The 17001-nt window shown below is 31.9% G+C and carries 14 protein-coding genes; 8 read left to right on the top strand and 6 right to left on the bottom strand.

Translation table 11 applies throughout. The features are described from left to right. Nucleotides 1–11: 11 nt before the first annotated feature. Together M3P09_RS06615 and M3P09_RS06610 are read right to left on the bottom strand one after the other, a co-directional pair. A complete protein-coding gene (locus tag M3P09_RS06615; RefSeq protein ID WP_249972497.1) occupies nucleotides 12–2459 on the bottom strand; it encodes an exopolysaccharide transport family protein in 2448 nt (815 codons plus the stop codon). 8 nt (nucleotides 2460–2467) lie between these two features. After that, nucleotides 2468–3259 (bottom strand): polysaccharide biosynthesis/export family protein, encoded by a 792-nt coding sequence (locus tag M3P09_RS06610; RefSeq protein WP_249972496.1) that lies wholly within the window; start codon nucleotides 3257–3259, stop codon nucleotides 2468–2470. 104 nt (nucleotides 3260–3363) lie between these two features. Between M3P09_RS06610 and M3P09_RS06605 the strand changes: the two genes are divergently transcribed. The 6 genes from M3P09_RS06605 to M3P09_RS06580 all read left to right on the top strand — a co-directional run bounded on the left by M3P09_RS06605 (nucleotide 3364) and on the right by M3P09_RS06580 (nucleotide 11526). Further along, a complete protein-coding gene (locus tag M3P09_RS06605; protein WP_249972495.1) occupies nucleotides 3364–5226 on the top strand; it encodes an ABC-F family ATP-binding cassette domain-containing protein in 1863 nt (620 codons plus the stop codon). A gap of 1 nt (nucleotide 5227) precedes the next feature. Beyond that, on the top strand, nucleotides 5228–5998 hold the full coding sequence (locus tag M3P09_RS06600; RefSeq protein WP_249972494.1) for an O-methyltransferase: 771 nt from the start codon (nucleotides 5228–5230) through the stop codon (nucleotides 5996–5998). Between the two features lie 83 nt (nucleotides 5999–6081). Then, a complete protein-coding gene (locus M3P09_RS06595) occupies nucleotides 6082–6657 on the top strand; it encodes a cob(I)yrinic acid a,c-diamide adenosyltransferase (RefSeq protein WP_099565538.1) in 576 nt (191 codons plus the stop codon). Nucleotides 6658–7085: 428 nt separating this feature from the next. Further along, nucleotides 7086–7307 (top strand): DUF2795 domain-containing protein, encoded by a 222-nt coding sequence (locus M3P09_RS06590; protein ID WP_019387375.1) that lies wholly within the window; start codon nucleotides 7086–7088, stop codon nucleotides 7305–7307. A gap of 208 nt (nucleotides 7308–7515) precedes the next feature. After that, nucleotides 7516–10869: a preprotein translocase subunit SecA gene (gene secA, locus M3P09_RS06585; RefSeq protein ID WP_249972493.1), complete on the top strand. Its 3354-nt coding sequence runs from the start codon at nucleotides 7516–7518 to the stop codon at nucleotides 10867–10869. A gap of 264 nt (nucleotides 10870–11133) precedes the next feature. Then, a complete protein-coding gene (locus M3P09_RS06580) occupies nucleotides 11134–11526 on the top strand; it encodes a hypothetical protein (RefSeq protein ID WP_249972492.1) in 393 nt (130 codons plus the stop codon). 229 nt (nucleotides 11527–11755) lie between these two features. Here M3P09_RS06580 and M3P09_RS06575 read toward each other — a convergent pair whose 3' ends face one another. From M3P09_RS06575 to M3P09_RS06565, 3 genes are read right to left on the bottom strand one after another with little or no spacing between them, the layout of a single operon-like run. Then, on the bottom strand, nucleotides 11756–13297 hold the full coding sequence (locus M3P09_RS06575; RefSeq protein WP_249972491.1) for a hypothetical protein: 1542 nt from the start codon (nucleotides 13295–13297) through the stop codon (nucleotides 11756–11758). A gap of 10 nt (nucleotides 13298–13307) precedes the next feature. Then, complete coding sequence (locus tag M3P09_RS06570; protein ID WP_249972490.1) at nucleotides 13308–13877, bottom strand: hypothetical protein; 570 nt, start codon at nucleotides 13875–13877, stop codon at nucleotides 13308–13310. Further along, nucleotides 13861–14412, bottom strand: coding sequence for an RNA polymerase sigma factor (locus tag M3P09_RS06565; RefSeq protein WP_249972489.1), 552 nt, complete (start codon nucleotides 14410–14412; stop codon nucleotides 13861–13863). The genes M3P09_RS06570 and M3P09_RS06565 overlap by 17 nt, the downstream gene beginning before the upstream one ends. A gap of 360 nt (nucleotides 14413–14772) precedes the next feature. Here M3P09_RS06565 and M3P09_RS06560 point away from each other — a divergent pair, with 360 nt between their 5' ends. Next, the gene (locus tag M3P09_RS06560; RefSeq protein WP_099565544.1) at nucleotides 14773–15327 is read left to right on the top strand and encodes a DUF2911 domain-containing protein; all 555 of its coding nucleotides are present in this window, start codon (nucleotides 14773–14775) and stop codon (nucleotides 15325–15327) included. Nucleotides 15328–15349: 22 nt separating this feature from the next. Further along, a complete protein-coding gene (meaB, locus tag M3P09_RS06555; protein WP_249972488.1) occupies nucleotides 15350–16426 on the top strand; it encodes a methylmalonyl Co-A mutase-associated GTPase MeaB in 1077 nt (358 codons plus the stop codon). Here meaB and M3P09_RS06550 read toward each other — a convergent pair. Continuing rightward, entirely contained in the window at nucleotides 16423–16992 is a 570-nt protein-coding gene (locus M3P09_RS06550) for a phosphatase PAP2 family protein (protein WP_249972487.1), read from the bottom strand. The genes meaB and M3P09_RS06550 overlap by 4 nt on opposite strands. Between the last annotated feature and the right edge of the window lie 9 nt (nucleotides 16993–17001).

The raw sequence follows: 17001 nt of genomic DNA, 5'->3' as shown, positions 1-17001 counted from the left end.
CTATATATTATTTAAATAACCTTAAAGAAAGATTTTATTCTTGACAACAAACTTGGTTTTATATTTTCATTTTCATGATAACCATTTCCATAATCACCATAGCCATATCCATAGCCATATCCATAGCCATATTTATTTTTCAAGTTATAATAATTATACAGAAAACTTATATTTTTTACTTCGCCTTTTTTATACTTATCATTAATAAGGCTTAACATTGGCTTTTTAGTATAATCTTGTCGTACAACGTATAATGATGCATCTGCGTACTCTAATAATTCTAAAGCGTCAGCAACTAGCCCAATTGGCGGGGAATCTAAAACTATATAATCATAAGTTTTTTTTAGTTTAGCTATAAAGTCATTCATAGTTTCACTAATTAATAACTCTGAAGGGTTTGGAGGAATTGGTCCAGAAGTTATTACAGACAAGTTATCAATTTTTGTAGCTTGTGTAACTTCAGATAAAGTTTTTTGACCAATTAAGTAATTCACAGCACCAATATCATTTTTTATATCAAAATCTCCAAAAATTTTAGGCTTTCTTAAATCTAAACCTACCAAAATTGTTTTCTTTCCACTCAATGCAAATACTGTAGCAATATTTATTGAACAAAATGTTTTTCCTTCTCCACTAACAGAAGAGGTTACTAAAACAGTTTTTGATCCATTAATATCGTGTTTTTTATAAATGTATTGTAAACTTGAACGAATTGCTCTAAATGATTCTGCAACTGCAGATTTAGGTTTTGTATAAACTGCTAAATTATTATCGGTATTATTTTTTCCTACTACACCTAACAGCGGAATATTTGAAATAGTTTGCATACTTTCTGGACTATGCAATTTAGTATCAAATAAAACCATTAAAAATGCCAGAAGTAATGGTGGAAACAATCCTCCAAAAAGAGCAAATATGTATCTAGAATTTAAGTTTAGGTCTATAGGTTTTGCTCCTGTATCTTTTGCCGGATCAATAACTAAAATATCTGAAACACTAGCAGATTTAATTATTTCGGCTTCGCTACGCTTAGCTAAAAACACATTATAAGTTTGTTCACTTAACGAATATTGTCGTTGTATCGTTATAAGTCTTTGCTGATCTATTGGTAGCTTTCTTATTTTAGAATCAGCAATTGCTATTTTAGAGTTTATTGACTGCAATTCTCTTCTTAAACCAGCTGTAGCAGAGCTTATATTTTCTATCAATACTGTTTTTAAACCTTCTATTTCTCTATTTAAATCATCAAAAATTGTGGCTTCGCTTCTTACTGAGTACTCCAATTTAGATTTTTCAACAGATAACGAATTAATCTTTCCAATATTAGCAAGTATATTACCATCATCAATACCTGCTATTGATGGTGCTGGTACTTCGGTAAATTTATTACTAGTTTCTAAATAGGTTTTCAAACTTGCATAGTAAGCAAGTTTTCTATTTACTCCATCTTTTTCAAACTCTAAAGTTGTTAGTTTACTATTAATACTTACACTTTCTTCATCTAAATTAAAAATTTTATTTTTCTGTCTGTAATCGTTTAAAGAATCTGCATTGGTACTTAAGTTTTGTTTAACTCTATCTAATTGATCATCAATAAAATTAATAGTATTAGTTACAAATTGATTTTTCCTATTTAATTGGTCTTCACTTAAAACCCGTACAGTTTCATTCAAATAGTCTACTATTTTTCCTTTATTAAAATCGGTGATGCTTAAATTTATTATTGAAGAGTTTTTTGCATGACTAATATTAAATTTATTTTTATAGTTAGCTACTACGTTATTAAAGTCATTAAACTGAAAAAAATATTCTTCTTCCTTATTCCATTTTTTATCATCTGCAATATTAATAATACAGTTTAAAAAAGGTAATACTACAGGTTCTCCAAATGCAAATTGCTTCTTAAATTGCCCAACAACAACATCTATATCTACTTTAGATTTATCACTAAAATTTTGAGCCCTTACTGCCTCAGAGTCAAAAGCATATTCAATCTCAAAATTTTTATCATCAATAAAAATGACTTTTATTGGTATGTTTAGTAGCTGATATTTATTTGGTATAGATTCAATTTTAAAAGGAGCTTCTTTATAAACATCATCTTTTCTAAATCTAGATTGCTTTAAATAACTTATGTAAAAATTCAAATTATCAACTACTTTTTCATGGTTAGATCGAGATTTCAAACTGGTTATCATAGTTTGCACTTTGTTAGAAACTCCTCCCCAATTAAAAACTAAATTTGTGTTAGATGTAAATAGCGGGTTTTTATCGTCTTCAATAGATATTTGAGTAGATAACCTATAAGATTGTTGCTTTCTTATGTTTTGCTGATAAACTATTATAAGACCTATAATAAGACATATTAAAAACAATTTCCAGTAATTTAAAGCCTTAAATAAAAAGGATTTAATATCAAATTTCGATTGTGACTCTATTACATCAAATTCATCATTCATAAGTAAACTTAAAGATTTTTTACCAAAAAGTAAGTTGAAACAACTACAGAAAATATAGATGCTATAGTAGTTAATGTTTGAGTTGCTGTTTCGCCAGCTCCTATAGCTTTACGCTTTAATGGTTTTACTAAAATAATATCATTAGGTTGGATATAATAATATGGTGATTGCATTGCTGCAATATCAGTTAAATCTATGTGATGTATTCTTTGCCCATCTGGGTATTGCCTTACTATCAAAACATCCGTTCTATCTCCTGTTGGTTTTATGTCACCAGAATTAGCTAAAGCTTCGATAATATTTACACGGTCTTGATATAATGTTAAAACTCCCGTACTACCTACTTCACCAGTTACTGTATAACGTAAACCTGCCAGCTTAACTGTAACAAAAATCTGAGCAGTTTCTTTAAAATATTGGTTTAACAGTTCTTTTTTAACTTTGTCTTCAACCTCTTTAATAGTCAACCCCAAAACACTAATCTCTCCTAAGATTGGAAACTTAATATTTCCATGTAAATCAATAGTAAATCCATTAAAATATAAAGATTCACTACCAATGTTACCATTTTCTGTACTTACTGGATTAAATATACTTGTAAGCTCTTCATCCAATGCTTTTACATTAATACTTAAAATATCATTTACCTGTACTCTATATGGCTTTGATTGCTCTTTTATCATTAAGGAGTCATTCATAACCGTTCCTTTATCTTGTAAATAAACCAAATCTTTATTAGTAATGCATGAAGATAAAAGAAAGCTAATTGTAACAATAACATATAAGATTGGTCGCTTCATTATTGGAGTTTATGTTTATCACAAATATAAGTTTTCGTCTTGAACAATAAAACTTATAACGGCTTTTTTGGTTTTTTATCCGTTATTTGCAGAAAAAATATCAGTTGAATTATTTAACAGTTGAAAACATATCGAAATCTTACGGAGAATTAACGCTCTTTCAAGATATTTCATTCAGTATACATAAAGATCAAAAAATAGCATTCGTTGCTAAAAACGGAACAGGTAAGACTTCTATTCTAAATATCCTTTCTGGAAATGATCAAGCAGATTCTGGGAGTGTTATTTACAGAAAAGACATAAAGGTTTCTTTTCTTTCTCAAGATCCAAAATTTGATGAAGCCTTAAACATTGAAGAAACTATTTTTGCAAGCGATAATCCTATTTTAAAAGTTATTTCAAGCTACGAAAAAGCGCTTTTAAACCCAGATGATTCCGAAGCTTATCAAAACGCTTTTGAATCTATGGAGCGTTATCAAGCTTGGGATTTTGAAACACTTTACAAACAAATACTTTTCAAATTAAAACTTGAAAATTTAGATCAAAAAATAAATACCCTATCTGGAGGTCAAAAAAAACGTTTGGCTCTTGCAAATGCATTAATTAATAAGCCTGATTTATTAATTCTAGACGAGCCTACCAATCATTTAGATTTAGAAATGATTGAATGGTTAGAAGCCTTTTTTGCAAAAGAAAACATAACTTTATTTATGGTAACGCATGATCGCTATTTTTTAGAACGTGTTTGTAATGAAATTATAGAGTTAGACGAAGGTAAATTACACAGCTACAAAGGTAATTACTCTTATTACCTTGAAAAGCGTGATGCAAGAATTGAACAGCAAGCTGTTGAAACTGGTAAAGCGAAGCAACTCTTTAAAAAGGAATTAGCATGGATGCGTAGGCAGCCAAAAGCTAGAACCACTAAATCGAAATCTCGTATTGATGACTTTGCTGATATAAAACACAGAGCACATCAACGCAGAAACGACCATGAAGTTCAGTTAGAACTTAATATGGAACGCCTTGGTAGCAAAATTTTAGAGTTTCATAAAGTATCAAAGGCATTTAAAGACAAAACTATACTTAACAAATTTGAATATACTTTTCAAAAAGGAGAACGTGTTGGCATTATTGGAAAAAATGGTACAGGTAAAACTACCTTCTTAAACATTTTAACCCAAACCGCACAACCCGATTCTGGTAAAGTTATAAAAGGCGATACAGTTAAGTTTGGTTATTACACGCAAAGTGGAATACGCATTAAACCAGAACAAAAGGTTATTGATGTTATTCGAGAATTTGGCGATTACATTCCCTTAAAAAAGGGACGACAAATTAGTGCTCAGCAACTTTTAGAACGCTTTTTATTTAGTAGAAAAAAACAATATGATTTTGTTGAAAAACTAAGTGGTGGTGAACGCAAACGTTTATATTTATGTACGGTTTTAATTCAGAATCCAAATTTTTTAATTCTTGATGAACCTACAAATGATTTAGATATTGTTACATTAAACGTACTAGAAGGTTTTCTTTTAGATTTCCCTGGGTGTGTAATTGTCGTGTCTCATGATCGCTATTTTATGGATAAAGTTGTCGATCATCTTTTTGTTTTTAAAGGAGACGGTGTTATTGAAGATTTTCCTGGTAACTATTCAGATTACAGAGTGTATGAAGATAGTCAACCTGCAATTTCTAAAATACCAGAAGATAAAAAAGAGAAAAATGCTTGGAAACAAAACGATGCTAAAAAGCTGTCTTATAATGAGGAAAAAGAGCTTAATAACATTGAGAGTAAATTAAAGTCATTGGCTTTTGATAAAAAGGAATTGGAAAATAAATTTAATAATCCAGATTTATCTCAAGATGCAATTAACAAGTTGTCTGAAGAACTACAAGTCATTATAGAAACTATTGAAGCAAAAGAAGAACGTTGGTTTGAGTTATCGGCAAAACTTGAAGAATAAGGTGTATCAAATAATTCAATACATAAAATTTCTATTAAAATCTACGAACCAACATGGTGTACACTCTCCTTTTGTATATAATTTGGTTACTAAGTGTTTTTATGATAAAACAAATTATGATGGTTATAAAAGTATTTTAAACTATAAAAAAGCTCTTCTAAAAAACAAAACAAAACTTTCTGTTACCGATTTGGGTGTTGGCTCTCATGTTTTAAAACAAAACCAGCGATCCATTTCTAAAATGGCAAAAAATGCAGGTACAACTTATAAAAGAGCAAAACTTTTATATAGACTTACTAACTATTTTGAATTTGAAAATATTTTAGAACTAGGCACATCTTTGGGTATTGCAACACAAGCAATGCATATAGCAAACCCAAAAACAAACCTTACAACTATTGAAGGCTGCCCTAATATTTCTGAATTTTCAAAAGAAACTTTCGAAAAGCTTAAGTTACAAAATATTAATACAGTTAACGGCAATTTTGATGCTGTTATTAAAGAGTTTACATCTAATCGTTACGATTTTATTTTCTTTGATGGTAATCATCAAAAAGATGCCACTTTAAATTATTTTGAGACATTACTTGAAACCACTCATAACAATTCTGTTTTTATTTTTGATGATATCTATTGGTCAAAAGATATGACAGAAGCTTGGGAAACCATAAAAAAACACCAAAAAGTAACAGTAACCATTGATACTTTTTTTTGGGGATTTGTTTTTTTTAGAAAAGAACAAGTGAAAGAACATTTCTCAATAAGAGTTTAGGTGTTTAGTTGTTAAGTCGTTAAGTTTCCATTAAATTTGAAAAAAGCTTGGCGTATTTTATGCCTTTGCGAGACAATTAACAAATGAAAATCTACACCAAAACAGGAGATAAAGGTACCACGGCATTATTTGGCGGTACACGTGTACCAAAACATCATATACGTATTGAAAGCTACGGAACGGTTGATGAACTAAACTCACATTTAGGTTTAATTCGAGATCAAAATATCAATCAACATTATAAAGATATTTTGATTCATGTTCAAGATAGACTATTTACTGTTGGTGCTATTTTAGCAACCGATCCTGAGAAAGCGGTTTTAAAAAATGGTAAAGAGCGTTTAAACATAGAAAAGATTTCTTCCGAAAATATTGAGCGTTTAGAACAGGAAATGGATTCTATGAACAGTGAATTACCACCAATGACGCATTTTGTACTACCTGGTGGGCATCAAACCGTGTCATTCTGTCACATTGCACGCTGCGTGTGCCGAAGAGCTGAACGCTTAGCATCTGCACTTAACGATTTAGAACCTTTTGAAGCCAATGCTTTAACGTACTTAAACCGCCTTTCTGACTACCTTTTTGTGTTGGCACGAAAGTTGTCTTACGATTTACAAGCAAATGAAATTAAGTGGATTCCGGAGAAAAGTGATTAGCTTGAATACGGAAGACAGAAGTTTGAAGAAAAAGTATGCGGAAAACATATTACTGTTAGCTGAGTACCGAAAACTGCAGACTAGTTAGCGTTAGGGATTGCAGCAGCATCCTTTTTAAAACTTAAATGAAATAAAAAATTGTGATTACTTTGATTTGGCTAATTACCTTATGCTTAGTTTTAGCAATAACGTTTTAAAAAGATATAGCGGAAAGCCCGACCACCTGCCCTGAGCGCAGCTAAAGGGTGTGGTAACGCCCAAAATAACATCCACAAAAATTGCTAATATTATTAACACAGCAACAATAAATTTGCAAGTGTTTAGAGTACAAAAGAATACGTTCTTAAAATTAATGATTAAATAATTCATTTTTTTCTTGTCTGTTTAAACTAAAAATTTATTTTTGCAAAAAATTAAACGCATAAAAAATGTATTGGACTTTAGAATTAGCATCTTATTTAAGTGATGCACCTTGGCCAGCAACCAAAGACGAATTAATAGATTACGCTATTAGAACTGGCGCACCGTTAGAAGTTGTAGAAAATTTACAATCGATTGAGGACGAAGGAGATTCGTATGATTCGATTGAAGAAATTTGGTCAGATTATCCAACAGATGAAGATTACCTCTGGAACGAGGATGAATATTAATAAAGCATAAAGAATAGTTAAAAAGTCTCGATTTGAGACTTTTTTTTTGTCCTAATCTTTAAACAAAATGTATCTTTGAAGTCGACAAAATCCCCAAGAAGCTTTGCTTTGAGGTATCAATTAAAATTGTCATTTCTGTAAAGCAGAAATCTTTTAAAATTAAATAAAAATAACTAGGAAACCCTAGATAAACATAAAACATAAACACATGAGTTTTTTAAATTCTGTACTAAAAGTATTTGTTGGAGACAAATCAAAACAAGACGTAAAAGCTTTAATGCCTATAGTAGATAAAGTTAAAACTTTTGAAGCAGCTCTGGAAGCTTTATCGCATGACGAGTTGAGAGGAAAAACTATTGAGTTTAAAGCTAAAATTGCCGAAACTCGTAAACCTTTTAATGAAAGAAAAGAGGCGCTTTTAAAAGAAGCTGAAGCTACTGAAGATATAGACAGGCGAGAAGATATTTATCAAGAAGTTGATAAAATTGAAGACGAATCTTATGAAGCTGTTGAAGGAACATTAAACAATATCTTACCTGAAGCCTTTGCTGTGGTCAAGGAAACAGCAAAACGCTTTGTTAACAATACAAATATTACTGTAACTGCTAATGAGTTTGATAGAAGCTTATCTGGAGACAAAACGTATGTAACACTAGATGGCGACAATGCCTCTTGGGCAAACTCATGGGATGCAGCTGGAAAGCCTATTACATGGGATATGATACATTACGATGTTCAGCTTATTGGTGGTGTTGCCATGCATCAAGGTAAAATTGCTGAAATGCAAACAGGTGAAGGTAAAACCTTGGTTGCTACACTTCCTGTGTATTTAAATGCGTTAACTGGTCGTGGTGTTCATTTGGTTACAGTAAACGATTATTTAGCAAAACGTGATAGCGCGTGGATGGCTCCTATTTTTGAGTTCCATGGTTTAAGTGTTGATTGTATTGATTATCATCAACCCAATTCTGAAGCGCGTATAAAAGCTTATAACGCTGATATTACTTACGGTACAAATAACGAATTTGGTTTTGATTATTTACGTGATAATATGGCACATTCGCCAGATGATTTGGTACAGCGTCCACATCATTACGCAATTGTAGATGAGGTCGATTCTGTTTTAGTAGATGATGCGCGTACGCCTTTAATTATTTCTGGGCCAATCCCAAAAGGAGATCATCATGAATTTAATGAACTGAAACCAAAAGTTGATGACATTGTTTCTGTACAACGTAAATACTTAACAGGCGTTTTAGCCGAAGCTAAAAAGTTAATCAAAGAAGGCGACACAAAAGAAGGTGGTTTTAAATTATTACGCGTATACCGTGGTATACCTAAAAACAAAGCGCTTATTAAGTTTTTAAGTGAAGAAGGTATAAAACTACTACTTCAAAAAACAGAGAACTTCTATATGCAAGATAATAACCGCGAAATGCCTAAAATTGATGCGGAATTGTATTATGTAATTGAAGAGAAAAATAATCAGATTGAATTAACAGATAAAGGTATTGATTACCTTTCTGGAAAAGATAATCCAGACTTTTTTGTGATGCCAGAAATTGGTATTGAAGTTGCAAAAATAGAAGAACAAGGACTTTCTGCTGAGGAAGAAGCAAATCTTAAAGAAGATTTATTCAAAGAATTTGGTGTAAAATCTGAGCGTATACATACTTTAAATCAATTATTAAAAGCTTATGCTTTATTTGAAAAAGACACACAATATGTGGTGATGGATAATAAAGTAATGATTGTTGATGAGCAAACTGGTCGTATTATGGATGGTCGTCGTTATTCTGACGGATTACATCAGGCCATTGAAGCAAAGGAAAATGTAAAGATTGAAGATGCCACTCAAACTTTTGCTACAGTAACACTACAAAATTACTTTAGAATGTACCGCAAACTATCTGGTATGACGGGGACAGCGGTGACTGAAGCTGGAGAATTTTGGGAAATTTACAAATTAGATGTAGTAGAAATACCTACCAATCGCCCTATAGCTAGAGATGACAGAGAAGATTTAGTTTATAAAACTAAGAGAGAAAAATATAATGCTGTTATTGATGAAGTTACTCAATTATCGCAAGCTGGTCGTCCTGTTTTAATAGGTACAACATCAGTTGAAATATCTGAATTACTTGGTAAAATGTTGAGTATTCGCAAAATACCTCACAATGTATTAAATGCGAAACAACATAAAAAAGAAGCAGAAATAGTTGATGAAGCAGGTAGAACTGGTCAAGTAACCATTGCAACAAACATGGCAGGTCGTGGTACAGATATTAAACTATCAGATGAAGTTAAAGCAGCTGGAGGTTTAGCCATAGTGGGTACAGAGCGCCATGATTCGCGTCGTGTAGACAGACAGTTACGTGGTCGTGCAGGTCGTCAAGGTGATGTTGGTAGTTCACAATTTTATGTCTCTCTTGAAGATAATTTAATGCGTTTATTTGGTAGTGAACGTATTGCGAAGATGATGGATAGAATGGGATTAAAAGAAGGTGAAGTAATTCAGCATTCTATGATTTCAAAATCTATTGAGCGTGCACAGAAAAAAGTTGAAGAAAACAACTTTGGTGTTCGTAAGCGATTATTAGAATATGATGATGTAATGAATGCACAACGTGAAGTTGTTTACAAACGTCGTCATCATGCTTTATTTGGTGAACGTTTACGTGTTGATTTAGCCAACATGATTTTTGATACTTCAGAAGGTATTGCAGAAACAAATAAAGGTGCAAATGATTATAAAAATTTCGAATTTGAATTGATTCGTTATTTCTCAATGAGTTCTCCAATTACCGAAGATGAATTTGGAAAACTTTCTGCGCAAGATATTACCTCAAAAATATATAATGCTGCATTTGATAATTACAAAGAAAAAATGTCTCGTAATGCAGATATTGCTTTTCCTGTTATTAAAAATGTTTATGAAACTCAACGCGATAAGTTTAAACGTATTGTTGTACCATTTACAGATGGTGTAAAAAGTTTAAATGTAGTTACCGATCTTGAAAAGGCATACGAATCTGGCGGAAAACAATTAATCACCGATTTTGAAAAGAATATTACACTTGCCATTATTGATGATGCTTGGAAAACACATTTACGTAAAATGGACGAGTTAAAACAATCGGTACAACTAGCTGTACACGAGCAAAAGGATCCGTTATTAATTTACAAATTCGAAGCTTTTGAGTTGTTTAAAGCTATGATTGACCAAGTGAATAAAGATGTTATTTCATTCTTATTTAAAGGTGAATTACCGCAAGAAACGCAAGATACCATACAAGAAGCTAGAGCCCGTAAGAAGGAAAAATTAAACATTCAGAAAGACGAAATTCCAAATTTAGATGAGCGTTCTGCACAAAACAGAGCAGCAGGGAATACACAACGTCAACAAGAAGTTGTTGAAACCATTGTACGTGACAGACCAAAAATTGGACGTAACGATCGTGTTACAATCAAACACGTTATGAATGGTGAAAACAAAACTGTTAAGTATAAACAAGCAGAGCCTTTAATCGCTAAAGGCGAATGGGTTTTGGTTGAAGATTAAATACGTCATTAAGAGGCGATACAACGTGGTAACCTTTTAAACTCTAATAAACAGATTGCCACACATTTACTGCTCTAATGAATGACATAAAATTCATAAATCCTGATAGTTTTCTATCGGGATTTTTTAATTATTACAATTTGATTTTGTCAGAAAATTTAGCTAACTTCGTTTAACGTCGGATATAAATCACCTGTGCTGAACTAGTTTCAGTATTAAAACGACGCATATCCGTAAAAAACATTAGCACACATTTGAAAAACTATGAGAATATTAATAATACTGACTTTAATTCTCGGAAATAACTCTTGCAAAGCACAATCCATATCGGAAAATAAACTTATCGGAAAATGGATTTTGGTTGCGGAAACGGACTCATTTCCTGACGATATTAAGCCTCTTTCGGAAAACGACTCTGAATCAAACTCTAACCCAAAAACGAAATTAGAGAAAATCACTTTAATTTTTAAAGAGGATTATACGTTCGAGTTTCTAACTTTACGATATGGAAATGATTCGACTTATAAACTAACTGACTCAACTCTAACCCTAGGAAATCGGAATTATGTTATTATCAAGCTTGATAAAAATAAGCTAATCTATAAAGACAAAAGCGAATTGTTTAACAATCATTATGAATATAAAAAAATAGAATAAAAACGTGTGCTAACAAAGTGTAAAAATAATTGCTTGGTTCTTGCCTACTCGGAAAATCCTGCGGATTTTCCTCTGGTTCGTTCCATTTTTGCTAAGTTAGTTGCTTAATCACGCAACTATCCTTACACGAACCGTTAAACGAACCTCCAAAATTTTAAATAAGAATATTGTATATGGCTAATCCGTTTCACACAACAAACTGACAACCAATAATAAGTGAAGAATAAAACTATTGCATAACTACATTGCTGTACTTTGCATTTACAACTATGTTTTTAATAACATCTGGGTTATTAGTAGTGAATGAAGAAATATTATCTTCAGTAGGTTTATCTGGGTGTTTAAAACGTGTACGCGTACCTTTGTACTGCAAATTATAATCAACTTTTGGAAGCGTTATAACTGCATCACTATTTTGAAGAATAACATTTAAGTTATCAAAAGCATCATCAATTTTTAAAATTTTAAGATCTCCAATGCTTCCGTCAATAATGGCACTACCTAATAGGTTTTGTATTTCAATATTTGATGAATTAGAATTTAAAACCACCTGCTTTACATTACTTAACTCAGCAACTTCAACATATCTTAAATTTAATTCCCCTAAATTCCAATTCGTAACATAAACTGGTGAATAGGAAGCATTAATGGAAGTAGAACTTCCATTAATGCTGTGTGCTGTAAATTTAGTATACGATAAGTCTGCCTTTAAGTTATCAATGTTGGCCGCAAATTCTATTTCACCATGTCTTACATTAACCTTTAATTTAGCGCCTTTAGGCATTTTAATTTTTATAGTTTTTTTAACCTTAGAATGCGATTTTTTATTAACTAATTTCTCAATTAAAACACGTCTATCGCTTGATAGTTTCTTGCGCTCTTTTGCACGCTTTTTAAGTACTTCAGCTCGTTCCTTAATAGCTTCTTTGCGTTCTTTTGCATGCTCTTTATGAGCTTTTGCATGGGCTGCAGCTCGTTCTTTATGAGCCTTTACTCGCTCTGCTTGCCCTTCCATTCGTTCTGCAAAACGTTTTCCCCAAGCTTCCATTTTTTTAGCATATTCTTCATTGCTCCATTTTCCTTCAAATTTTTTAGCCCATTCTTCCATTTGCTTGCCATATTTCTCTTCCCATTGTTTACCAAATTTTTCACCCCAAGCTTGCATTTTCTTAGTATACTCTTCTCCGTAAAGCGATTCAAATTTTTTAGAATATTCTTCTAAATATTTTTCGCCATCTTTTTTATAAGCTTTATAATCAAAATGGACACTATTAATCCCTTCGGGTAATTCAGGTAACTCTGGCATATCAGGCATCTCTGGCATTTCTGGCATCTCTAGCAACTCTGGCATCTCAAAATGGAAATCCATTTCTTGTAAATCTGCTAATTCAAACTTTAATTCTTCTAACACTGCATGTACAGCCTCACCATCACCATGACTGCTATAAGCCCAAACTGATCGCGAATTTCCGCTTGTAGATATTGAAACCTTATCTTGCGAGCCTTCAACATTTACCTCCCAATCTTTTAGAGCATCTTGTAATTCTTCTTTACTTAAATCTTCGCCTTCAATATAAGCTTCAATCTCTATTGTTCCTTTATTCCAGGTATCAAACACAATATTAGAATGGCTTGTATTTAAATCGATTGTAACATCTTTGTCTACTTTAATAGTCTGTGATACTTTAGTAAGTTTTTGTTGAGCATATAAACCACTCGAAATTAAAACTCCTAAAATTACTAGCTTTAATTTTATAATTGTCTTGTTCATTTTTTGATTTTTAGATGGATTGTTTTACTTCTTCTAGATTATCTTCAGAAGCATTTAATTCGTTTAATTGCGATCGCAAGCGATACAAAAGATTTAAACGAAATTTTAAATTATCAATTAATGCATTTACTGTTAACTCACTTGGTCCAGATTCTGTTAGTTCTAACGATAAGCGTTTGTATTCCTTATCAAGTTCATCTAGTTGCACTAAATACCCATCAAAAACATCTTTAGTTTCTGGCGTGTATTCCATTTTTGACAACTCCAAATTTATACTTGCTAAGTAATAATCTTCAACCTTCTTTAAACCCGGCGATACATCACCCAATGTTTTAGTTTCAACAGGATTAGTTGTTGCTACTTTAATAGGTTCTTCTGGCTGAAAATAATGGTAGGCTCCAAAACCAAATCCTAAAAGCACCACTACACTAGCAGCAATTTGCATCCAATGGAATTTAGATTTACGCTTCTCTGGTAATGCCTTATCCAGTTTTTCAAGAAATCTGTCTTGATGATTTTTTGGCATCTTTTCGTTTGATACATTATCATCCTTAAATAACTCTCTAATATCTCGTGCCATTTCTTTTAAGTGTTAACTGTTCTTGCAATTTTACTTTACCTCTCGATAATTGTGTGCGTGATGCGACTTCTGAAATATTTAAAATTTCCGAAATTTCTTGATGGTCATAACCTTCAATTAAATAAAGCATCACAACATATTGATATTTATCTGGTAAATTATTAATGGCGCTTTTTACATCGTTTAATGTAATAGCATCCTCTACCAACCATTTGTCATCATCCTCAGTATCAATAACCTTTAGGTGCACCTCATCCAATTCAACAAGTCTTTGTTTTTTAGATTTTAAGAAATCGATACTTTTATTAATAACAATACGTTTTAACCAAGCACCAAAAGTAACTTCAGCTTTATATTGATCCAGTTTAGAAAACGCTTTTATAAAAGCCTCTTGCACTACATCTTCGGCATCACTAGCATCTTTTAAAAATCGGTTGGCAACAATATACATCCCGTCGCAGTACTGGTTGTATAACTGCAATTGTGCTTTGCGATTGTTTTGTTTACATTGTTCAATAATGTCAACTTGAAACATGCTTGGTCTACTTTTGGTTTAAGTTAGTTCATTTGAAAGACGACAAAAAAAATGTAGTGTTGCAAAAAAACAGGTTTTTTTTTCATAAAAACAAATATTTGGGCGTTCCCTATCGGTCGGGCTATCCGCTATATCTTTTTTTCGTACCTCAAAAAAGGATGCCGCTGCTATCCCTAACGCAAGTTTGTTTGCCAATACAGAGTACATTTCAATCATCATTTCTCTTCTTATTAGCTTATTATTTCCTACCTCACATTACTATGAAAAAACAACTACACAACAAAGCTAAATAAATGTGCGTTTCAATTTTATTAATTATTACTTTTTAAAGTATCTTTATCTTCTAATAAATACCTCTTTATGAACACTTTTTTAAAACGCGTTTTATTCCTACTATCATTTGTAGCGTTAGGCTTATTTTTATATTCTTTTTTTGTCGAAAACATTTTTGCTTCTCGATTAAGCCCTAAAGATACCGTAGAATTTAAATTAAATGACTTAAAACTTGAAGTGTTTTATAACAGGCCATCTAAAAAAGATCGTGAAATTTTTGGAGCCTTAGTCCCTTTTAATCAAGTATGGCGAACAGGAGCAAACGAAGCTACTACATTTGAAACCAACCAAACCCTTGATGTAAATGGAATGCCTTTACCAAAAGGGAAATACACCCTTTGGACGGTACCTAAAGATAGTGTTTGGACAGTAATATTTAACTCCAAGCAATATCCATGGGGAGTTACCAACGAAATGATACCGTACTGGGACCCCAATTATGATGTCTTAAATGTTGATATCCCAATTGAAAAATTAAACACAACTGTAGAACAGTTTACCATAGCTTTTGATAACTCAACAGATAAGCTATTTTTAACAATGGCTTGGGATGATACAAAAGTTGCCGTTCCACTTAAATAGATTATTAAAATAGTAGCATTACGTGGCTAAAGAAAAAAAATCCGCTTTAACAGAAAATGAAGGTGTTTCTCAATCAGAAATTACTAATAGTCTTTCCATTAAAAACATAAAAAAGAAACGTAACGCTAAAATTAATCCTAAAGTTTTAGTAGCATCCATATTAAAAAAGGATACAACTGCCTTAAGCAGAGCTATTACTTTAGTAGAAAGTAAAAATGCAGATCATCTAGACATAGCAAATAGTATTATAAAACAATGCTTGCCATATGCTAATAAATCCATTAGAATAGGTATTACAGGAGTTCCTGGTGTTGGAAAAAGTACATTTATAGAAATCTTTGGCAAACACCTAACAAATGCTGGCAAACGCGTTGCTGTTTTGGCTATAGACCCAAGTAGCTCACTTACAAAAGGTAGTATTTTAGGGGATAAAACCCGAATGGAAGAACTTGTAAAAGATGATAACGCTTATATACGTCCTTCAGCTTCTGGTAAATCTCTTGGTGGTGTCGCTAGAAAAACACGAGAAAGTATCATTTTATGCGAAGCTGCTGGTTTTGATGTTATTATTATTGAAACTGTTGGTGTTGGACAAAGCGAAACCACTGTACATAGTATGGTAGATTTCTTTTTATTATTAAAGTTGGCCGGTGCTGGTGATGAACTACAAGGTATTAAGCGTGGTATAATTGAAATGGCTGATGCTATTGCAATTAATAAAGCAGATGGTGATAATTTAAAACGTGCTAAACTTGCTAAAGTAGAGTTTAATAGAGCGCTCCACCTTTACCCAACTAAAGATTCTAATTGGCAACCAAAAGTAACCCTATGTAGTGCTTTACAAAATGAAGGTATTGATGCTATATGGAATATTGTACAAGAGTATATTGATACCACAACTCAAAACAATTATTTTAACAATAAAAGAAAAGAACAAAATAAGTTTTGGCTTATTCAAACTATTGAAGAACAATTAAAATCAGATTTTTTTAATAGACCAGATATTAAAAAAGAATTGGCTACACAATTGCACTTAATAGAAAACGACAAAACTACTCCTTTTGCAGCTGCTTACTATTTATTGAACCTAGTGCACTAAGATTTTATATACCTATTTAAAAGGTTTTTTGCTAGTTTATAAAATATAAACCCAGAAATAGCACCAAAAGTTAATCCGCAAACAATATCTAGCGGGTAATGTACACCTACATAAATTCTACTATAGGCCACAATAGCGCTCCAAAACAGTAAAATAAAAATAAGATGTTTATAATACGGCTTAAGCATTAAACCTGCAAAAACTGCTGCTGCCATTGAGTTGGACGAGTGTCCTGAGAAAAAACCATACTTACCACAACGTACAGCAATAAAACGCATTTGATCTATTAAACCATCCTCTCCACAAGGCCTTGGTCTTTCAAAACCACGCTTAAAAACATTAGTAATCTGGTCGGTAAATGTTATCATTAAAGCTACAACTACAACAAAAATTATAAGTGATTTAGCTCCAAATTTTTTATACAATAAAAAAAGAAGCAAAGCATATAGTGGTATAAATGTTAGTTTATCTGTTATAATTAACCATAAAGTATCCCATGTTGTCGAACCTAAATTGTTTAAAAACAAAAACAGTTCGGTATCGTATTCTAAAAGCTGATCTATCATTTATAACTC

This window comes from Jejuia spongiicola (assembly GCF_023502325.1).
Classification (GTDB): Bacteria; Bacteroidota; Bacteroidia; order Flavobacteriales; family Flavobacteriaceae; genus Wocania_A; species Wocania_A spongiicola.
Note: the sequence above shows the minus strand (reverse complement) of the source record. Positions and strands in the feature narration are given on the sequence as shown.